This is a genomic window from Paenibacillus tritici (assembly GCF_018207515.1).
In the GTDB taxonomy this organism is placed as follows: Bacteria; Bacillota; Bacilli; order Paenibacillales; family Paenibacillaceae; genus Paenibacillus_AQ; species Paenibacillus_AQ tritici.
On sequence record NZ_CP073365.1, the window covers coordinates 976,392 to 996,392 of the forward strand.

At 51.7% G+C, this 20,001-nt stretch carries 12 protein-coding genes, 13 tRNA genes and 3 rRNA genes; 25 read left to right on the top strand and 3 right to left on the bottom strand.

Features of this window, described 5'->3' with window-relative positions:
- Positions 1-198: 198 nt before the first annotated feature.
- Together KDC22_RS04130 and KDC22_RS04135 are read left to right on the top strand one after the other, a co-directional pair.
- Entirely contained in the window at positions 199-738 is a 540-nt protein-coding gene (locus KDC22_RS04130; protein ID WP_216857425.1) for a GNAT family N-acetyltransferase, read from the top strand.
- 126 nt (positions 739-864) lie between these two features.
- Positions 865-1,581 carry a stalk domain-containing protein gene (locus KDC22_RS04135; RefSeq protein ID WP_211722164.1) on the top strand — a complete coding sequence of 239 codons (717 nt, stop codon included), beginning with the start codon at positions 865-867 and terminating at the stop codon, positions 1,579-1,581.
- A 137-nt stretch (positions 1,582-1,718) separates the two neighbouring features.
- Here KDC22_RS04135 and KDC22_RS04140 read toward each other — a convergent pair whose 3' ends face one another.
- Positions 1,719-1,844, bottom strand: a complete 126-nt coding sequence (locus tag KDC22_RS04140) for a DUF4023 family protein (protein ID WP_211722165.1) — start codon at positions 1,842-1,844, stop codon at positions 1,719-1,721.
- 436 nt (positions 1,845-2,280) lie between these two features.
- Between KDC22_RS04140 and KDC22_RS04145 the strand changes: the two genes are divergently transcribed.
- The 18 genes from KDC22_RS04145 to KDC22_RS04230 all read left to right on the top strand — a co-directional run bounded on the left by KDC22_RS04145 (position 2,281) and on the right by KDC22_RS04230 (position 11,096).
- A 16S ribosomal RNA gene (locus KDC22_RS04145) occupies positions 2,281-3,838 on the top strand.
- Positions 3,839-4,174: 336 nt separating this feature from the next.
- Positions 4,175-7,103, top strand: a 23S ribosomal RNA gene (locus tag KDC22_RS04150).
- 77 nt (positions 7,104-7,180) lie between these two features.
- Positions 7,181-7,297: ribosomal RNA gene (gene rrf, locus KDC22_RS04155) — 5S ribosomal RNA — on the top strand.
- The 16S, 23S and 5S rRNA genes sit together here with 13 tRNA genes alongside, the layout of an rRNA operon.
- Positions 7,298-7,348: 51 nt before the next feature.
- Positions 7,349-7,424: transfer RNA gene (locus KDC22_RS04160), tRNA-Asn, on the top strand.
- A gap of 4 nt (positions 7,425-7,428) precedes the next feature.
- A tRNA-Ser gene (locus KDC22_RS04165) sits at positions 7,429-7,518 on the top strand.
- A 40-nt stretch (positions 7,519-7,558) separates the two neighbouring features.
- Positions 7,559-7,633 (top strand) — tRNA-Glu (locus KDC22_RS04170).
- A 116-nt stretch (positions 7,634-7,749) separates the two neighbouring features.
- Positions 7,750-7,825: transfer RNA gene (locus KDC22_RS04175), tRNA-Val, on the top strand.
- A gap of 33 nt (positions 7,826-7,858) precedes the next feature.
- Positions 7,859-7,932 (top strand) — tRNA-Met (locus KDC22_RS04180).
- A 75-nt stretch (positions 7,933-8,007) separates the two neighbouring features.
- Positions 8,008-8,085: transfer RNA gene (locus tag KDC22_RS04185), tRNA-Asp, on the top strand.
- A 94-nt stretch (positions 8,086-8,179) separates the two neighbouring features.
- Positions 8,180-8,254: transfer RNA gene (locus KDC22_RS04190), tRNA-Gln, on the top strand.
- Between the two features lie 26 nt (positions 8,255-8,280).
- A tRNA-Lys gene (locus KDC22_RS04195) sits at positions 8,281-8,356 on the top strand.
- Between the two features lie 16 nt (positions 8,357-8,372).
- Positions 8,373-8,456 (top strand) — tRNA-Leu (locus KDC22_RS04200).
- 7 nt (positions 8,457-8,463) lie between these two features.
- Positions 8,464-8,538: transfer RNA gene (locus KDC22_RS04205), tRNA-Gly, on the top strand.
- 10 nt (positions 8,539-8,548) lie between these two features.
- A tRNA-Arg gene (locus tag KDC22_RS04210) sits at positions 8,549-8,625 on the top strand.
- 158 nt (positions 8,626-8,783) lie between these two features.
- Positions 8,784-8,857, top strand: a tRNA-Pro gene (locus KDC22_RS04215).
- 12 nt (positions 8,858-8,869) lie between these two features.
- Positions 8,870-8,940 (top strand) — tRNA-Gly (locus KDC22_RS04220).
- Between the two features lie 184 nt (positions 8,941-9,124).
- Positions 9,125-10,078 (top strand): helix-turn-helix transcriptional regulator, encoded by a 954-nt coding sequence (locus KDC22_RS04225; RefSeq protein ID WP_211722166.1) that lies wholly within the window; start codon positions 9,125-9,127, stop codon positions 10,076-10,078.
- Positions 10,079-10,253: 175 nt separating this feature from the next.
- Complete coding sequence (locus KDC22_RS04230; RefSeq protein WP_211722167.1) at positions 10,254-11,096, top strand: DNA-binding protein; 843 nt, start codon at positions 10,254-10,256, stop codon at positions 11,094-11,096.
- A 190-nt stretch (positions 11,097-11,286) separates the two neighbouring features.
- On the opposite strand, the gene katA is transcribed toward KDC22_RS04230, so the two are convergent.
- Complete coding sequence (gene katA / locus KDC22_RS04235; RefSeq protein WP_211722168.1) at positions 11,287-12,741, bottom strand: catalase KatA; 1,455 nt, start codon at positions 12,739-12,741, stop codon at positions 11,287-11,289.
- Between the two features lie 262 nt (positions 12,742-13,003).
- Entirely contained in the window at positions 13,004-14,620 is a 1,617-nt protein-coding gene (gene glgP, locus KDC22_RS04240; RefSeq protein WP_211722169.1) for an alpha-glucan family phosphorylase, read from the bottom strand.
- Positions 14,621-14,954: 334 nt separating this feature from the next.
- On the opposite strand from glgP, the gene rbsK reads away from it, so the two are divergent.
- The 5 genes from rbsK (at position 14,955) to KDC22_RS04265 (ending at position 19,968) form a co-directional block, all read left to right on the top strand.
- Positions 14,955-15,893, top strand: coding sequence for a ribokinase (gene rbsK, locus KDC22_RS04245; RefSeq protein ID WP_211722170.1), 939 nt, complete (start codon positions 14,955-14,957; stop codon positions 15,891-15,893).
- A gap of 496 nt (positions 15,894-16,389) precedes the next feature.
- On the top strand, positions 16,390-17,154 hold the full coding sequence (aroD, locus tag KDC22_RS04250; RefSeq protein WP_211722171.1) for a type I 3-dehydroquinate dehydratase: 765 nt from the start codon (positions 16,390-16,392) through the stop codon (positions 17,152-17,154).
- Positions 17,155-17,270: 116 nt separating this feature from the next.
- Positions 17,271-17,963, top strand: a complete 693-nt coding sequence (locus KDC22_RS04255; RefSeq protein ID WP_173136872.1) for a response regulator transcription factor — start codon at positions 17,271-17,273, stop codon at positions 17,961-17,963.
- On the top strand, positions 17,960-19,324 hold the full coding sequence (locus tag KDC22_RS04260) for a sensor histidine kinase (protein ID WP_173136870.1): 1,365 nt from the start codon (positions 17,960-17,962) through the stop codon (positions 19,322-19,324). Before KDC22_RS04255 ends, KDC22_RS04260 begins: the two co-directional genes overlap by 4 nt.
- Positions 19,324-19,968 carry a PepSY domain-containing protein gene (locus KDC22_RS04265; protein ID WP_246553283.1) on the top strand — a complete coding sequence of 215 codons (645 nt, stop codon included), beginning with the start codon at positions 19,324-19,326 and terminating at the stop codon, positions 19,966-19,968. The genes KDC22_RS04260 and KDC22_RS04265 overlap by 1 nt, the downstream gene beginning before the upstream one ends.
- Positions 19,969-20,001 lie beyond the last annotated feature (33 nt).

Sequence of the window (20,001 nt, forward strand, 5' to 3'; positions counted from 1 at the left end):
TGATTATCCAAATGAACCTCTCCTATATAAACGTGATGATAGTTCTGATAACTATAGTATAGCACGATATCCTAGTACCAGATGCTAACTGACTGAAGGACACTGGAGAATGTTCTGTGACAGTCTTTATTCTACACATTCTGGGCACAATACAAACAGAACGCTTCCTATTGAAGCGGCAGAAAGCAGGCAGCAGCCATGGACAAGCAAACAACCATTAATGAAACGGAATTCAATGAGATATTCGCTATTATGGAAGCTTCTTTTCCGGTGAGTGAGCTTAGAACCTACAGCGGGCAGCGCGATTTGCTGAATCATCCCAATTATCATCTGTATACCAGCAAGGATGCGGAGGGGAGGATACTGGCCTTTTTGGCGGCTTGGGAGTTTCCCGGGCTACGGTTTATTGAGCATATTGCGGTTAATCCCGCATTGCGGAGCGGAGGAATCGGCAACAAGCTGATGAGCAGCTACATCGCACGTTCGGGCAAGCCGGTGCTGCTTGAGGTAGAGCCGCCAGATGGCGAGCTGGAGCAGAGAAGGATCGGGTTTTATGAGCGGCTGGGCTTTCATCTGAATCCCTACGATTATATGCAGCCCCCGCTTCGTGCGGGACAAGCCGATCTGCCGCTGCGTATCATGACCTACCCGGAACCCGTTACAATGGAGGAGTTCCACCGGTTCAGGGATATTCTGTACACGGATGTGTATCAAGTTAGCGGGCAGAGCCGTGTCTAGCTGCTGATTCATCGTCTGAATTACTTCTTTACAATCCGGATACAAGTTAGAAACAAGTTAATGGTTTAATTGATCTATAGCAAGGGACACACACACTAACATCACAACTAAGGGAGACGATACGTAATGAAAAGCAAAAAAATGATTATAGCAACCATGGTATTCGGAATGGCGGTTACAGGCTCAGCCGGTGTATATGCAGGAACAAATATGCAGAAGATCACCGCATACCTCAATCACAGCATCGGTTTCAAAGTGAATGGAGCAGCCTACACACCACTGGACAACAATGGCAAAACATTGGCGCCAATCACTTATAAGGATACAACGTATCTTCCGGTACGGGCGATGGCAGATGCACTGAAGGTGCCGGTAACATTCAATGCCTCCACGAACGAGGTTACTCTGGGCAGCGGTTCGGGAACAACAACACCTGACAACGGTTCGGCGGTTAAGCTGACGGCAGTACAATACAGTGCAGCGCAGAAAGAACAGATTATCAAGGCTTTTGCTAACTACGAGGGTTTTGAGACTGCGTATGCCCCGACACAAATGATCAGCGGAGATGCCTTCCAGAAGGTTGCAGGCGGGGATGACGGTGTAAGCTTCCTGTTCAATAAAATGCGTGTGAATGTGTCTCCGCGTGATTATTCCTATGACTACGATGGAAGCACTGTGAAGCTCTCTAATGGAACAGAGGCGAAATGGTACACCCCTTCGGATATGCCTATGTTGACCTTCAAGCTGGCAGACCGGTTTGTGACCATCAGCTCACCGGACAAATCACTCAGCAAAGCGCAAATGGAGAAAGTGGCTGTAGGCGTAGCGAAATTGAGTAAATAATTACGACTGCTTCTAAATTCAGATACACATGTAAAAGGGATGTCCGCAGAGCCGTTAGAATGGGCCGCGCGGACATCCCTTGCTGTATTTTGGGACATGTTTTTGGATGATCGTCACCGGACGTTATTGGAATTGAGCTATTTATTGGTGCTAAGTTGTTTATTCGCCAGGCGGGCGCCAGGTGTCCCTTTACCACGGTTTCTATTTTTCAGGGCTTTGCGCTGATTCTCCTGGAACTTCTCCACGAATTCATGTGTGTCCATTACAATCCTCCTGCCAATTTTGATTTAGATACATATGGGGTATTCTATCCATTCCCGCTAATAACATGCACTCTGAGGAGTGGAGGGAGTTGAGATCACTTGTTTCAAAATAATGCTTGCAATGAATCTCTATCCATGATATATTCTATTTCTGGCCGCGAAACATCAACGCCGAGCTCGAACAAGAAGTTGAAAAAAGAGCTTGCATTGATCGGTTGGATGTGATATATTATAAGAGTTGCTGGTGACGCGGTAAGCGGCGCTGACAACGAGCTTGATCTTTGAAAACTGAACAACGAGTGAGTATCGGAAATCACTTCGGTGAGATCCAAAAATGATGAATTTCACAGCGTCTTGACGCTTTAGAAATCTCATCGTAGAGAATGTAAATTCTCGTCAGATGTTTCAAAATGAGCAATCGCTCTTTCTAAATACCAATTTGGAGAGTTTGATCCTGGCTCAGGACGAACGCTGGCGGCATGCCTAATACATGCAAGTCGAGCGGAGTTTGAGTGGAAGCTTGCTTCCATTCTTGCTTAGCGGCGGACGGGTGAGTAACACGTAGGCAACCTGCCCTCAAGACTGGGATAACTACCGGAAACGGTAGCTAATACCGGATAATTTCTGTCCTCTCCTGAAGAGAGAATGAAAGGCGGAGCAATCTGCCACTTGGGGATGGGCCTGCGGCGCATTAGCTAGTTGGTGAGGTAACGGCTCACCAAGGCGACGATGCGTAGCCGACCTGAGAGGGTGAACGGCCACACTGGGACTGAGACACGGCCCAGACTCCTACGGGAGGCAGCAGTAGGGAATCTTCCGCAATGGGCGCAAGCCTGACGGAGCAATGCCGCGTGAGTGATGAAGGTTTTCGGATCGTAAAGCTCTGTTGCCAGGGAAGAACGTCCGGTAGAGTAACTGCTATCGGAGTGACGGTACCTGAGAAGAAAGCCCCGGCTAACTACGTGCCAGCAGCCGCGGTAATACGTAGGGGGCAAGCGTTGTCCGGAATTATTGGGCGTAAAGCGCGCGCAGGCGGTTATTTAAGTCTGGTGTTTAAACCTTGGGCTCAACCTGAGGTCGCACTGGAAACTGGGTAACTTGAGTACAGAAGAGGAAAGTGGAATTCCACGTGTAGCGGTGAAATGCGTAGATATGTGGAGGAACACCAGTGGCGAAGGCGACTTTCTGGGCTGTAACTGACGCTGAGGCGCGAAAGCGTGGGGAGCAAACAGGATTAGATACCCTGGTAGTCCACGCCGTAAACGATGAGTGCTAGGTGTTAGGGGTTTCGATACCCTTGGTGCCGAAGTTAACACAGTAAGCACTCCGCCTGGGGAGTACGGTCGCAAGACTGAAACTCAAAGGAATTGACGGGGACCCGCACAAGCAGTGGAGTATGTGGTTTAATTCGAAGCAACGCGAAGAACCTTACCAGGTCTTGACATCCCGATGAAAGCATTAGAGATAGTGCCCCTCTTCGGAGCATCGGAGACAGGTGGTGCATGGTTGTCGTCAGCTCGTGTCGTGAGATGTTGGGTTAAGTCCCGCAACGAGCGCAACCCTTGACTTTAGTTGCCAGCAGGTTGAGCTGGGCACTCTAGAGTGACTGCCGGTGACAAACCGGAGGAAGGTGGGGATGACGTCAAATCATCATGCCCCTTATGACCTGGGCTACACACGTACTACAATGGCCGGTACAACGGGAAGCGAAACCGCGAGGTGGAGCCAATCCCAGCAAAGCCGGTCTCAGTTCGGATTGCAGGCTGCAACTCGCCTGCATGAAGTCGGAATTGCTAGTAATCGCGGATCAGCATGCCGCGGTGAATACGTTCCCGGGTCTTGTACACACCGCCCGTCACACCACGAGAGTTTACAACACCCGAAGTCGGTGGGGTAACCCGCAAGGGAGCCAGCCGCCGAAGGTGGGGTAGATGATTGGGGTGAAGTCGTAACAAGGTAGCCGTATCGGAAGGTGCGGCTGGATCACCTCCTTTCTATGGAGAATCGTTTCCTGCAATGGAAACATTCAAATCGGAAGTATTACTTCCACAACGAACCTTAGGGTTCAAACACTCACTCGTTGGTCAGTTTTGAGAGTTGAAGCTCTCATCTTTGAACTTGATCCTTGAAAACTGGATACCGAAACGAATTTGCGTTTTAGAACATTCCTTTAAGCTGAACTTGTGTAAACAAGTTTCAATATTATAGTGATGCTAAGCGAAGATTTTGGATGATGAAGCGACCTTTGGCTTTGAATGTGTTGGTGAATGGAGCAATCCATGAACAGCATTCAAAACAAGATGAGCGAATCAGCCAAACATCGGAGCGTTGGTTAAGCTAATAAGAGCACACGGAGGATGCCTAGGCGCCAGGAGCCGACGAAGGACGTGGCGAACAACGAAACTGCCTCGGGGAGCTGTAAGCAAGCTTTGATCCGGGGGTGTCCGAATGGGGAAACCCAGCTGTGGTAATTCGCAGTTACTCATTTCTGAATACATAGGAAATGTAGAGGCAGACCAGGGGAACTGAAACATCTAAGTACCCTGAGGAAGAGAAAACAATAGTGATTCCGTCAGTAGCGGCGAGCGAACGCGGAACAGCCTAAACCAAGGGGCTTGCCCCTTGGGGTTGTGGGACGTCTCACATGGAGTTACAAAGGAATATGGTAGGTGAAGAGGTCTGGAAAGGCCCGCGATAGAGGTAAAAGCCCTGTAGCCTAAACTGTGTTCTCTCCGAGACGGATCCCGAGTAGTGCGGGGCACGTGAAACCCCGTATGAATCCAGCAGGACCATCTGCTAAGGCTAAATACTACCTGGCGACCGATAGTGAAACAGTACCGTGAGGGAAAGGTGAAAAGCACCCCGGAAGGGGAGTGAAATAGAACCTGAAACCGTGTGCTTACAAAAAGTCAGAGCCCGATCTATGGGTGATGGCGTGCCTTTTGTAGAATGAACCGGCGAGTTACGTTTAACATGCAAGGTTAAGGTGAGAAGCCGGAGCCGCAGCGAAAGCGAGTCTGAATAGGGCGATTGAGTATGTGGACGTAGACCCGAAACCGTGTGATCTACCCCTGTCCAGGGTGAAGGTGCGGTAACACGCACTGGAGGCCCGAACCCACGCATGTTGAAAAATGCGGGGATGAGGTGGGGGTAGCGGAGAAATTCCAATCGAACTCGGAGATAGCTGGTTCTCCCCGAAATAGCTTTAGGGCTAGCCTCGGTGAATGGAGTGGTGGAGGTAGAGCACTGATTGGGTGCGGGGCCCGCAAGGGTTACCAAGCTCAGTCAAACTCCGAATGCCATTTACTTCTTGCCGGGAGTCAGACAGTGAGTGCTAAGATCCATTGTCAAAAGGGAAACAGCCCAGACCATCAGCTAAGGTCCCCAAGTGTGTGTTAAGTGGGAAAGGATGTGGAGTTGCACAGACAACCAGGATGTTGGCTTAGAAGCAGCCACCATTGAAAGAGTGCGTAATAGCTCACTGGTCGAGTGACTCTGCGCCGAAAATGTAACGGGGCTAAACACACCACCGAAGCTATGGCTAGATGCTTTGCATCTGGGGTAGGGGAGCGTTGTATGTAGGTTGAAGGTGTACCGTAAGGAGCGCTGGACCGCATACAAGTGAGAATGCCGGTATGAGTAACGAAAAGATCAGTGAGAATCTGATCCGCCGAAAGCCCAAGGTTTCCTGAGGAAGGCTCGTCCGCTCAGGGTAAGTCGGGACCTAAGGCGAGGCCGACAGGCGTAGTCGAAGGACAACAGTTTGAAATTACTGTACCACCGTAATCCGCTATGAGCGATGGGGTGACGCAGGAGGGTAGTGACGCGGACTGATGGATGTGTCCGTCTAAGCAGTGAGGCTGATGTGTAGGCAAATCCGCACATTACTAAGGCTGGGCTGTGATGGGGAGCGAAAATTGTAGTAGCGAAGGTCATGATCTCACACTGCCAAGAAAAGCCTCTAGCCAGGAGAAGGTGCCCGTACCGCAAACCGACACAGGTAGGCGAGAAGAGAATTCTAAGGCGCGCGGAAGAACTCTCGTTAAGGAACTCGGCAAAATGACCTCGTAACTTCGGGAGAAGAGGTGCCTCGGTAGGGTGAATAGCCCGAGGGGGCCGCAGTGAAAAGGCCCAAGCGACTGTTTAGCAAAAACACAGGTCTGTGCGAAGCCGTAAGGCGAAGTATACGGGCTGACGCCTGCCCGGTGCTGGAAGGTTAAGGGGAGTGGTTAGGGGCAACCCGAAGCTGTGAACCGAAGCCCCAGTAAACGGCGGCCGTAACTATAACGGTCCTAAGGTAGCGAAATTCCTTGTCAGGTAAATTCTGACCCGCACGAATGGCGTAACGACTTGGGCGCTGTCTCAACGAGAGATCCGGTGAAATTTTAATACCTGTGAAGATGCAGGTTACCCGCGACAAGACGGAAAGACCCCATGGAGCTTTACTGCAGCTTGATATTGAATTTGGGTACGATCTGTACAGGATAGGTGGGAGCCGGTGAGGCAGGAGCGCAAGCTTCTGCGGAGGCGCCGTTGGGATACCACCCTGATCGTATCTAGGTTCTAACCTAGTGCCCTTAGCGGGTACGGGGACCGTGTCAGGCGGGCAGTTTGACTGGGGCGGTCGCCTCCTAAAGAGTAACGGAGGCGTTCAAAGGTTCCCTCAGAATGGTTGGAAATCATTCGCAGAGTGCAAAGGCATAAGGGAGCTTGACTGCGAGACCTACAAGTCGAGCAGGGACGAAAGTCGGACTTAGTGATCCGGTGGTACCGCATGGAAGGGCCATCGCTCAACGGATAAAAGCTACCCTGGGGATAACAGGCTTATCTCCCCCAAGAGTCCACATCGACGGGGAGGTTTGGCACCTCGATGTCGGCTCATCGCATCCTGGGGCTGAAGTAGGTCCCAAGGGTTGGGCTGTTCGCCCATTAAAGCGGTACGCGAGCTGGGTTCAGAACGTCGTGAGACAGTTCGGTCCCTATCTGTCGTGGGCGCAGGAAATTTGAGAGGAGCTGTCCTTAGTACGAGAGGACCGGGATGGACGTACCGCTGGTGCATCAGTTGTTCCGCCAGGAGCATGGCTGAGTAGCTACGTACGGACGGGATAAGCGCTGAAAGCATCTAAGCGTGAAGCCCCCCTCAAGATGAGATTTCCCAGTATGTAAGACCCCTTGAAGACGACGAGGTAGATAGGTTGGAGGTGGAAGTGCAGCAATGCATGGAGCTGACCAATACTAATCGGTCGAGGGCTTATCCAAATACACTAATACACAAATTCGTTTCGGATTCAGTTTTCAGGAATCAAATCCTGAAGCATTTACGCTGTAAATGCCCGTTTGGTGGCGATAGCGGAGGGGTTCCACGCGTACCCATCCCGAACACGACCGTTAAGCCCTCCAGCGCCGATGGTACTTGGACCGAAGGGTCCTGGGAGAGTAGGACGCCGCCAAGCGGACCATCCACACACACTGTGGTATTTTTTTTGCCCTTATTGGTTACATATTCCCTGATAGCTCAGTTGGTAGAGCACTCGACTGTTAATCGAGTTGTCACAGGTTCGAGTCCTGTTCGGGGAGCCACCATGGAGAGGTGTCCGAGTTTGGCCGAAGGAGCACGATTGGAAATCGTGTAGGCGCCACAAGCGTCTCGAGGGTTCGAATCCCTCTCTCTCCGTAGCATTACTTTTGTACAAGCAATACTTTTCACATAACATGGCTCGTTGGTCAAGGGGTTAAGACACCTCCCTTTCACGGAGGTAACATGGGTTCGAATCCCATACGAGTCACCAATTTCTTCTTCGATGAATGGGATGAGAATTCCCTGGGTTCGTTGAAGCATAGGCATCGTTAGGAATACTTCGCAATCTCGTAACGGAGTGGAGAGTATCCCATACGAGTCATACATGGAGGCTTAGCTCAGCTGGGAGAGCATCTGCCTTACAAGCAGAGGGTCGGGGGTTCGAACCCCTCAGCCTCCACCATCTATGATTAACTGAATAGATCTTTACCAATGACGCGGGGTGGAGCAGCCCGGTAGCTCGTCGGGCTCATAACCCGAAGGCCGCAGGTTCAAATCCTGCCCCCGCAATTTATCCCCACAAAGTGAAGAGATGCTCTGTAGCATATTCCGAGTACTTTCCGGGGACCCCAAAGTGCCAAACATGGAACCGTGGTGTAGTTGGCCTAACATGCCTGCCTGTCACGCAGGAGATCGCGGGTTCGAATCCCGTCGGTTCCGCCATTTTTATGGTATTAAGATGTCAGGGTTTGAGCATCCTATATCTCGAAGTATAGAGTATCCACCCGATTCCGTAGTGTTCTGCTAATTATAATATTGGGGATTAGCCAAGCGGTAAGGCAACGGACTTTGACTCCGTCATTCATAGGTTCGATTCCTATATCCCCAGCCATCTATTTTTGATTGTTTTTCTCATGAGAGCCATTAGCTCAGTTGGTAGAGCACCTGACTTTTAATCAGGGTGTCGAAGGTTCGAGTCCTTCATGGCTCACCATTTTCTTGTAACGTGTGCGCGTGTGGCGGAATGGCAGACGCACCAGACTTAGGATCTGGCGTTTCACGACGTGGGGGTTCAAGTCCCTTCACGCGCACCATGTTTTTGCGGACGTGGCTCAGCGGTAGAGCATCGCCTTGCCAAGGCGAGGGTCGCGGGTTCGATTCCCGTCGTCCGCTCCATATAGATTTTGCGCCCTTAGCTCAGCTGGATAGAGCGTTTGACTACGAATCAAAAGGCCGGGAGTTCGAATCTCTCAGGGCGCGCCACTATTACTTCATTGAATTATCAAAGTGTCCTCAAGATTCGAACGAGTTCGTTGGAGCATTGTCTTCGATAGCACAACTTCGCAATCGGATGCGCAGCATCCGTATCTCTCAGGGCGCGCCATTATTACTTCATTGAATCATCGCTTCACTTGTATTAACGGGATGTAGCTCAGCTTGGTAGAGCACCTGGTTTGGGACCAGGGGGTCGCATGTTCAAATCGTGTCATCCCGATATTTCACCTTTGCGGGTGTAGTTCAATGGTAGAACTTCAGCCTTCCAAGCTGATAGCGTGGGTTCGATTCCCATCACCCGCTTAAATATTTGCTGTAGAAGAAGTCCGTCAACCATAATTGGTTGGCGGACTTTTTTGTGTACAGGTGGGAGTTGCAGGAGGTTGCAGCGAGTGTTTTTGCAGACAGTTATCTTCCTGTAGAACTGATATAGTATAGCTATGGAAATCATAGGTGACATTTACGTGGAAGCTAAGGAGCATTCGTTATGACAGACAAGGTGATTCGGATTTTCAAAATTATTAATGCAATTCAGGCCAATCCCGGGATTACTGCGGCTGACTTGGCCTTCAGGTGCGAGGTGAATATTAGAACGATCTACAGGGATCTTGAGGTGATCAGCCATTTTGCCCCGGTTACGAATGAGGGAAGGGGGACGGGCTACAGGTTCATGGGGAAGTTCTTCATGTATCCGCTGGATTTCTCTGAGCAGGAGTCACTCGCCTTCTCGCTGCTGCCTTCAGTACTGAATCAGGATAAGATCCCGCCGGGCTTCCATTCTGCTTACGACAAGGTAATGGGAACGCATCTGAAGGAGAAATCCAGACAGAATGGAATCCTGGAGAATATTGCCGACATTATTCAAATGGGCACCCCGGCCTACCGCAAGGAGAGCCGGAATTTCCTGCAGCCGCTAATCGGGGCGATTCTGGAGCAGCGCAGCATCCGGACCATTTATCACTCGCAATCCCGTAATGCGACTACTGCACGGGAGATTGACCCTTATTATCTGGTCCCGCGTGATCAGCGCTTTTATCTGATTGGCTATTGCCATCTGAAGGGAGCCATCCGCACTTTTCGGATTAGCCGTTTTCAGCAGGTAGAGATGACGGCCTCCACTTTTGATAAGGGGAATTTCAATATTAAACATTACTTAAAAAATACATGGTCGATTAACCGAGGCACCCGGAATATTACGTTCAAGGTACGGTTTCATCCAGAGGTGGCGCGTTACATCAGAGAAGAGGAGTTGTTCGTACACCCGCGGATGAGTGACGAAGGAGATGGTACGATGCTGTTTGAAGTCACCGTTAATAATGAGAAAGAATTCACGAAGTGGGTGCTGCAATATGGCCCTAATGCGGAGATCCTGGAGCCGGAATCCGCCAGAACCGGACTGAAGCTGAAACTGGAGCAGTGGCTGGAGGTGTACCAGCAGTAATTAGATGTTAATTAATTACAAATTTTAGCTAGAATATGTCGAAATGATAAGATTATTATGCTCATTTGGGAAATAAGGGGTTATTTAGAGATATATCTGCCGGGAAATAATTGACCAGAGCCGGGAAGCAGAGTATTATTGGAATATAATGGAATGATAGGAGGCAAGATAGAAATTGCTGGAACTGGATGGGATGAATGAAGACTCTTTGACAGATATGCTTAAAGTTTCGTTTTCATGGGAGAACTGGACAGCAATTCTCGAGATTTCAGATAAGCTCTTTGAACTTGCGGTTCTAACCTACGGCTCCCGTCAACAGGGTGCAAAGAAGCCTTACCTGAAGAAAAATATAGCGTATTACCTCGGCTACAGTTTGTGCATGAAGGGCATTGCCTATCAAAAGCTGGGTAACCTCGCTGAATCAAGAAAGTGTATAGGACTCTATTCGGATATGAGCTGGGTTAAGAATCTGGATCATGATGCTTACGCTGAAGTGGAATACTACAAGAATATTGCTATTGCTAACACCTTCGTTATTGATCTGCTGGAAGGTAAGGTAGAAGTGCTCGCCGACTATGTTGAATTCATTCGTACAGGCGACAAGGAAGAACTGCTTGCCTGCCTGATTACAGTATTGGAATCTGCCATTAAATACAACTTTTCAATTGATTGGGTACTGGATGAATTTCATGATCAGTTGAAGGAATTGAGCTGCAGAGAGAAGCAGGAAGACATACGGTACTACATAGACTACATGCATCTTAGTGCAATTTATTTGTATAAAAGGGAAAAAATTCATGATGCAATTAATTTGACTCTCTATATTTTGGTAATAAGTAGTAAACTTTATGATGGGACAGGCTTTCGGAAGATTGTTTCATTTTATGAGCATATCCGGAGCCATGCTTCTGCAGAACAACAAGAATCTTATCAAAATATAATGAAAAATATCTTAGAGAGGGAGTTTTTAAAAGATGAAAAAGGCGATCTCGTTATTAACAGCCGTATTGTTGATTAGCGCAAGCGTAGTAGTAACAACGGTAAGCGCAGGCGGTCATCTGTCAGCATCCTCGGGTAATATATCTATCAACAATCATGGAGCAGGACACTAATCTGAATTCTCTGTCTTATTATTCTGGAAATATAAGTGGTATATAATGCAAAAAAGGGGTAAGCGATGCTTACCCCTTTTTGCTGCTGCTTCCAGGTTACTCGGTTACAGCCAGCCCCAGCCCGTCAGCGATACGCCGTCCAAATTCCGGATCAGCTTTGAAGAAATGACCTATCTGGCGAAGCTTGATCTCGTCGGACTGCACTGGAGTCATGGCGCCTACAATGTTGCGCACAAGCCGGGCACGTTCCTCTTCACTCAGCAGACGGTACAGGTCACCCGGCTGGGTGTAGTGATCGTCATGGTCATAAGGAACACTGTCCGCCTGGCCGGAGACTTCGAATGCAGCCGGTTTATGCTGCGGTGACTCGGTGGCTCCGCCGGAGCTGTTAGGCTCATAATAGACGGAGCCTCCTCCGTTATTCGTAGCATTCATTGCGCCGTCGCGCTGATTATTGTTGACCTCTGCGATGGGCCGGTTAACCGGCAGATGGTTATGATTCGCTCCTACCCGGTACCGGTGGGCATCCCCGTATGCGAAGAGACGGCCCTGAAGCATTTTATCAGGGGAAGCTTCTATGCCGGGCACGAATGAGCCGGGGGAGAAGGTAGCCTGCTCCACTTCAGCGAAGTAATTGTCAGGGTTGCGGTCCAGCACCATACGGCCAACCTCAATCAGCGGATAATCCTTCTGGGACCATACTTTGGTGACATCGAACGGATCGAAACGGTAGGTGTCGGCATCCTCTACAGGCATGATCTGCACGTGCAGTCTCCAGGCCGGGAAGTCCCCCTTATCAATAGCGTTGAACAAGTCCTCCGTATGATAATCCGGGTTGTCAGCGGCAAGCTGTGCAGCCAGTGTAACATCGAGGTTCTTGACGCCTTGCTCTGTCTTGAAATGGTACTTCACCCACACGGCCGCGCCTTCAGCATTGACCCACTTGAAGGTATGGCTGCCGAAGCCGTGCATATGACGGAGGGTAGCCGGAATGCCGCGGTCAGACATCAGAATCGTAACCTGGTGCAGAGATTCAGGAGAGAGGGACCAGAAGTCCCAGACGGCATTCGGATTCTTCAGATGGGTCTGCGGATGGCGTTTCTGGGTATGGATAAAGTCCGGGAATTTAATCGCATCACGGATGAAAAAGACAGGCGTGTTGTTGCCGACCAGGTCGTAGTTGCCTTCTTCGGTATAGAATTTCACGGCGAAGCCGCGCGGATCGCGCACGGTGTCGGAAGACCCCGATTCTCCGGCTACAGTGGAGAATCGGATGAACATCGGTGTGCGTTTGCCGACTTCAGACAAGAAGGAAGCCTTCGTATATTGGGAGAGATCATTGGTGACTTCAAAATAACCATGGGCCCCGGCGCCTTTGGCATGGACGACACGTTCAGGAACACGTTCCCGATTGAAATGGGCCAGCTTTTCCAGCAAATGAACGTCCTGCAGCAAAGTAGGCCCGCGTGAGCCTGCTGTCATAGAATTCTGGTTGTCGCCGACAGGGGCGCCCCAGCTTGTAGTCAGTTTATTGTTATGATTCGGAGTCATAAACACAATCACCTCGTATTAGGATTTGATTTTAGAATAAGTATAAGTTTCATGATAACAAAAAATTTAATAAAATCAATCCTTTTTTATAATTATTATAATTAACAATATGCGGTAGGCGCTTGGTTCATGTTCGATCTGCCTCTCTTTCGGGGAGAAATTTGAACAAAGCCCTCCACGCATAAACGTGAAGGGCCATGGATTCTGGCGGTCAGAGACCGGCGGTGAATGTATGGATAGAGGTGCTGTTGGTGGAGGCTAATTAGCTTGGAATGTACATTCTGGTATAGTATTCGTCCAGCATACGTTTGGTGGCGAACTCGGTGCGGGTGGTCTCGATGCTGCGGTGCATCATCTGTACCCACTTTGCCTGATCCTCATAAAAGACTGGAAGGACACGGTTCAGAAGCGTGTCGTATAGAGCGTCACTGTCGTGCTTGTCGAGCACTGCAAAATCGGTAGTCTCGAAGCCGTCACCAATCTGCCAGCCGTTCTCTCCGTCTATGCAGGCTTCCGGCCACCAGCCGTCAAGGATCGAGCAGTTCAGGACGCCGTTCATGGCGGCCTTCATGCCTGAGGTTCCGCTTGCTTCCAGCGGTCTGCGCGGATTGTTGAGCCAGATATCCGAGCCGCGGGTCAGCTGTGCCCCGATGGTCATATCGTAGTTCTCCAGGAAGACTACGCTCTTCGGATATTTTTTCATCATGGCTACAAGGTTGCTGACGATCTTTTTGCCGTTGTCGTCGAGCGGATGCGCCTTGCCGGAGAATACAATCTGGATCTTGCCGCTCTCCAGATAAGGCTCAATCACCTCCGGCTGGGAGAAGATCAGGTCACTGCGCTTGTAGGGAGCCGCCCGGCGGGAGAAGCCGATGAGCAGATGGTCTGCATTCAGGGCGATGCCGGAGCGCTGCGCAATGAAACCGATCAGCTCCTGCTTGATCTCCTTATGCACGGCCCACAGGTCGCCGCCCTCCCCGAAGGCACGGGTCATCCGCTCATCTACCCAGGTAGGGGTGTGAATCGCATTGGTGATGCCGATGATCTCTGATCTGCCGGCGACTTCCTTCCACATTTTGTTCGCGGTATCGGCATGAAGCTGGGCAACCGCGTTCGAGATCCGTGACAGCCGCAGACCGGCAACCGTCATGTTGAAGGGGTCGCCGCCGATCCGCTCCATCTGGTCGCGGGTTAAGCCGCCGAAGGCTCCCATGTATTCGAGACGATCCAGCGGATGGGTCTCATTGCCTTCCTTAATCGGTGTATGTGTAGTGAACACAACCTCTTCCCGTGTAGCTTTCCAGGCTTCTTCAAAGGTACTGCCGCCGGACATCTTCTCACGAATCAGCTCGATCGCTGCCAGAGCCGCATGTCCTTCATTGAAGTGATACACATCAATTGGAATCCCCAGGGCACGCATGGCTTTGACGCCGCCGACTCCAAGGACGATCTCCTGCGCAATGCGCTCTTCCCCGAACCAGCCGTAGAGCTGGCCTGTGATCCAGGCGTCGCTGTTCTCGGGAATATCCGTATCCAGCAAATAGAGCGGACGGTTTCCGAAATGCTCTGTCTTCCACACTTTGCAGACGACATCGGTTTTTCTGACTTTTACCGTTACGCTGACGCCTGTATCTTCCAGGAAGTCATACACGTAGTTATGATAGGAGTCGTAGGGGTTGCCGTCTGCATCAATCTTCTGATCGGTGTAGCCTTGTTTCCATTTGAGTCCAATAGGGATGATGGGAGCCCCGATATCCTGTGCGCCTTTGATATAATCTCCGGCCAGAATGCCCAGACCTCCGGCGTACATTTTGAAGTCGGAATGCAGTCCGTACTCCATGCTGAAATAAGCTACTGACGGTAACTGGTTCTCGCTCACTTGATAAGCCTCCTAAATACGAATTAGATGGTACCGGGGATAGGAATTGCTGTAGGCTGTATCTAAGATGCAAACGTTTGCTCAAATGGGGAGAGACATGCTCTGGAAGCGATTGCACAATTATTCTAGCATAGTTATGCTTAAAAAGCACAGCGAAGTTTCGGTGACGAATTACAGCCTGCGGCCCGTATAATAAAAATTTGATTAACCTGGCAGAAGGCCATAATATAAGGGGAGCATAACCGGTAATGCCGCCGCTGCTGTCCTTTGTATGGAGAAGGCAGCCTTCAAGGCGCATACGTAATGAAAATAAACCAAGTGGTGGTGTAGAAGGTTGAGTATAGTCGTAATTGGAAGTCTGAATATGGATATGGTCGTACGGGCAGAGCGTGCACCGGAAGCCGGTGAGACCTTGTTCGGTCAAGGCTTTGCCTTGTCTCCGGGCGGAAAAGGGGCGAATCAGGCTGTCGCTGCGGCCCGGCTTGGTGCAGATGTAACGATGATCGGCAGAGTGGGGAAGGATGCCTTCGGCAACGGATTGCTGGAGATTATGCAGCAGGAGCAGATTCATACGGAGTACATCTCACGGAGCGAGTCCCAGGCAACAGGGGTAGCTTCGATTGTGGTGGATGGCGCTGGCGAGAACCGTATTATTGTAGTGCCGGGTGCGAATGTGGAGATGACCCCGGAGGATATTGAAGCCCTTGCATTTGTTATTGCCCAAGCCCGGATAGTGGTCATGCAGCTGGAGACGGATCTGGCGATGTGCGGGGCTGCGGCGGCTATTGCGTCCCGGCACGGGATTCCGGTGATTCTTAACCCGGCTCCGGCCCGGCCGCTTAGTGACGAACTGCTCCGGCATGTAACTTACGTGACTCCGAATGAGACAGAGGCGGGGATTCTGGCCGGTATTACTGTAGAGAGCATTGATGATGCGGAGCGTGCGGCACGGATTTTGCTGCAAAAAGGGGTTCAGCACATTATCGTCACATTAGGCTCCAAAGGAGCGCTGATCGTGAACGCCGCGGGAAGCCTGCATGTTCCCGGCTTCCCGGTGCATGCTGTCGATACAGTTGCTGCCGGAGATTCCTTCAACGGGGCGCTGGCCTGGCAGCTTACCCGCGGCAAGACGCTGGATGAATCGGTCCGGTTCGCGAATGCTGTAGGTGCCCTGGCTGTCGGCAAGGCGGGGGCGATCTCGTCGCTGCCCCGGCTGGGTGAGGTGGAGCAATTCCTGCAGCAGGTTGCTGATGCGGAGCGTGGCGAACAGTAGTTGCACAAAATACAGTTATAGTTTATACGGCGCGAATCCAGCATCAGCTATCCAATCCAACCAGCTCTCCTCTTAAGCTATCCCCGGTACCGGACGTAATAGCAAGTCTGCCTGATAGCTTTCCACAGAAAAGCTAGCTTCGGAAGCAGTGTCCGTCTGCGGATTTCCATAAATGTTGCACAATTTGCAGCTTTGATTCTGGATAGCCAAGTATTTAAAAGGATTGTTGTATAAACTACAAGAATATTCCGGCTAGCCTGCTTGAAAAAGGTGAGATCCTGCCTTTTGTACAACAATTTAGGACTTGGGCCGATAGGATGAGGGAAATGTTGTAGTATTAGCAGGATTTGTAGAAGAAGGACAAGTACAATCTATAGAGTTACCCCTCAAATGGAACCCGCAGAGCTCTGCGGTAGGTCATTCTCCGCAGCTCTGCGGGTTGAGCGGCTAAATCTCAAATTCTCAGGCATGGCCTGATACATAAGGAGCTGACACGATGAGCGGTACAGTAACCGTCAAGAATGTAACCCTGGGGGAGGGAATCCCCAAGATCTGCGTTCCGCTGGTCGGAACGACGTTATCCGGGCTTCGGGAAGAGGCGGAGGCGCTTAAGGCTCTGGCACCAGATGTGGTAGAGTGGCGGAGTGATTACTTCAGCCAAGTGGAGGATCCTGCAGCGGTAACGGAGGCTCTGCGGGAAATCGGGCAGCTTCTGCCGGAGGTTCCGCTGATCTTCACATTCCGCAGCGCCAGGGAAGGCGGGGAGAAGGAGATTTCCACGGAATATTATATCCGGCTCAACGAAGCTGCGATAGCGAGCGGACTGGTGGATATCGTGGATGTGGAGCTGTTCAATGAGGAAGCGGATGTCCGCAGACTGATTGCAGCGGCGCATGAGCAGGCGGTGTTCGTGATTGTCTCGAATCATGACTTCCAGGGGACGCCGCCTCTGGAAGAGATCGTATCCCGGCTGCGCCGGGCACAGGAGCTTGGCGGCGACCTGCCGAAGATTGCCGTGATGCCGCAGAAGGCGGGAGATGTGCTGACCCTGCTGGCAGCAACGAACCTGATGCAGGAGCAGTACGCGGATCGTCCGATCATCACGATGTCGATGGCCGGTGAGGGCGTGATCAGCCGCCTGGCCGGAGAGATCTTCGGCTCGGCGCTGACCTTCGGGGCGGCCCATAAGCCATCCGCTCCCGGTCAGGTAGCGGTTACCGAGCTGCGCAGGGTGCTGGAGCTGCTGCACCGCAGCTTATAACTTCTGCTGCGGTTGCTGGTACATACGCAGATACGGAGTTGAAGAGAACAGGGTGTTCCTGAGCCAATTGAACAATGGCACATCACTTGCACCCAGGCAGAGAGGAAGGGATATTCATGACAGAATCCATTCTGGTTGTTGAGGATGAGGTGAGAATTGCCCGTCTGCTGCAGATTGAGCTGGAATGCGAGGGGTATCGTGTAGCCATTGCAGGCAGCGGCCACCAGGGGCTTGAGCTGTATCAGGAGCAGCAGCCGGATTTGCTGCTGCTGGATGTGATGCTGCCCGGATTCAGCGGAATAGAGCTGCTGCGGCGTATCCGGGCAGTGGATGCAGATACTCCCGTTCTGCTGCTGACTGCCAAAAGCTCGGTGGAGGATAAGGTATCAGGGCTTGATTTGGGGGCGAATGATTATATTACCAAGCCTTTTCAAATAGAGGAGCTGCTGGCCCGGGTCCGCGCTGCGCTGCGGCTGGCCTCAGGCCGGAAGACGGCGGAAGCAGCCTCGCTGCTGCGGGCGGATGATCTTGAACTGAACGAAGCTACGCGTGAGGTAGTCCGGGCGGGCAGACAGATTGAGCTGACGCCGCGGGAGTTCGATCTGCTGGTGTATCTGCTGAAGAATAAGCAGCAGGTGCTGAACCGGGAGCAGATTATGACAGCGGTCTGGGGTTATGATTATTACGGTGATACGAACATCGTGGACGTCTACATCCGCTATGTCCGCAAGAAGCTTACGCTGGATAATCAGGAAGAGCTGATTCATACCGTGCGGGGCATCGGCTATGTGCTGAAGGATTCTCCATGAAGCTGCGGAGCACCATACATCTCTACTCCAGTGTGCTGTTTGCTGTACTGCTTGTGATGATGAACCTGTTCATCTACCTGATGTTCAGCCGGTTGTCGATAGACAGTCAGCTGGAGCAGGCAGCTGCAGAGACGGCAAGGATTGCCGCGGATATGAGAAGGGCGGGAGAAGGGGTGGCAGCGCAGGAGCTGCTCCGGGCCTATGTGCCGATTGAAGGAATGCTCCGGCTGCTGTCTGCAGACGGAAGCGGTCCTGCCCCTGTTACCTCTGCCTCCGAACAGGAGATCAGCCGGCTGAAGCCGGTCTATTATACAGACAAGCAGATTAAGAGGATTCAGACGGGCGGACGCTCTTATGCATTCGTGAGCATTCCGGTCATCTGGACAGACGGGAACGTCAGGAATGTCCAGACAACCAAAAGTCTGGAGAGTACTATGAATACCCTGCGTGTACTGCGGCTTGTGCTTGCCGGGGCCACGGCTCTGGTGCTGCTGCCCTTGCTGTTATCCAGCCGCCTGCTGGCGGGGCTGATTATGCGCCCGATCGTCCACATGACGGCTACCATGCGGGAGATCCGCAATAGCGGGAAATTTCGCAGACTTACGCTGAAGGAGACCTCCAGGGATGAGCTGACGGAGATGGGACACACCTTCAATGAGATGATCGCGCTTCTGGAGAGCAACCATGTGAAGCAGGAGAAATTCGTATCGGATGCGTCACATGAGCTGCGTACCCCGCTGACGGTAATCGAGAGCTATGCCAGTCTGCTGAAGCGCAGAGGGCTGGACCATCCCGAGCTGTTCAATGAATCCGTTGAAGCTATCCATTCCGAAGCGGTTCGGATGAAGGAGCTGACCGAGCAGCTGCTGTTGCTGGCGAAGCATCATGAACACTCGGATCTTGAGTTGACCATGCTTGATCTCGAAGAGCTGGTCCGTGCCTCGGCCAAGGTCTTTCATAATGCCTACGGAAGAGAGATCATTGTTCAGTCCAAGGGCCCGGTTGAAGGATACAGCGATGGAGCGAAGCTGAGGCAGCTGCTGTTCATCTTCCTGGACAATGCCCGCAAATATAGCGATGAGGCAATCACTGTCAGCCTGGAAGCTTCCGGGCAGGAGCGGAGGATAGTCATTACCGACCAGGGCATCGGGATTCCTCCCGAGGAGCTGCCTAAGATCTTCGACCGCTTCTACAGAGTGGATGAGGCGAGGAGCCGCGCGGGCGGAGGTGCAGGCTTGGGGCTGTCGCTCGCTGCCGAGATCGCAGATGCTATTGGAGCGAAGTTATCCATAGATAGCGCTGTAGGCCGGGGAACCTCGGTGATGATCGAGGTTGCGGCTAAAGAGCAGGGGGGAGGTTAATGGATAAGGGACAAGTGAACAAGGAACGAGTGAATAAGCAACGAATGAACAAGAGCAGGGTAATCAAGGCTGCTATCGTCATAGTTATCCTTCTTGTGCTGGTCTGGGCGGCACTGCGAATATTCGGGAAGCAATCCGAACCGCTGTTGTCCAGAGAGCAGGCGGAGCAGGCAGTGCTGAACGAATATCCCGGAAAGGTGGGGAGCCTGGAGCTTCAAGCCGGACAATATATTGCGGAGCTTCAGACCGTGCAGGGGTGGTATAAGCTTAAGCTGGATGGAGCCACGGGTGAGATTATATCTATCGTGCTATTGAAGCATACCGTTGAACCGGTGGTCCAGCCAACGCCTTCAGTGTCCGGGGCCCTTCCGGGCGGAGCTGCTGCCTCGCCATCCCCTTCACCGCCCCCTACGCCGTCCCCGTCTGCGCAGCGCGTGGTCTCGGAGGATGAAGCTGTCCGGCTGGCTTTGCAGGAGGTGCCGGGGAAGCCGGATGATGTGGATACCGGCATCAACGAATCAGGTGCGTACTATCTGGTGGAGATTAAGACCTCAGACGGAAGGGAAGCTGTAGTCCAGGTGAACGCCATATCGGGCGGCATTATGTCAGTAACCTGGGAAGAGCCGGACGGGGGGAACTCCTGAGTCTTTTTTTGAGGCAAGAATTTATAGGTTTTG

Excerpts from the sequence above, each read along its gene's own strand:
- KDC22_RS04130 (WP_216857425.1), top strand. The coding sequence starts at position 199 with ATGGACAAGCAAACAACCATTAATGAAACGGAATTCAATGAGATATTC.
- KDC22_RS04135 (WP_211722164.1), top strand. The coding sequence starts at position 865 with ATGAAAAGCAAAAAAATGATTATAGCAACCATGGTATTCGGAATGGCG.
- KDC22_RS04140 (WP_211722165.1), bottom strand. The coding sequence starts at position 1,844 with ATGGACACACATGAATTCGTGGAGAAGTTCCAGGAGAATCAGCGCAAA.
- KDC22_RS04225 (WP_211722166.1), top strand. The coding sequence starts at position 9,125 with ATGACAGACAAGGTGATTCGGATTTTCAAAATTATTAATGCAATTCAG.
- katA (WP_211722168.1), bottom strand. The coding sequence starts at position 12,741 with ATGACTCCGAATCATAACAATAAACTGACTACAAGCTGGGGCGCCCCT.
- aroD (WP_211722171.1), top strand. The coding sequence starts at position 16,390 with ATGAGCGGTACAGTAACCGTCAAGAATGTAACCCTGGGGGAGGGAATC.
- KDC22_RS04255 (WP_173136872.1), top strand. The coding sequence starts at position 17,271 with ATGACAGAATCCATTCTGGTTGTTGAGGATGAGGTGAGAATTGCCCGT.
- KDC22_RS04260 (WP_173136870.1), top strand. The coding sequence starts at position 17,960 with ATGAAGCTGCGGAGCACCATACATCTCTACTCCAGTGTGCTGTTTGCT.
- KDC22_RS04265 (WP_246553283.1), top strand. The coding sequence starts at position 19,324 with ATGGATAAGGGACAAGTGAACAAGGAACGAGTGAATAAGCAACGAATG.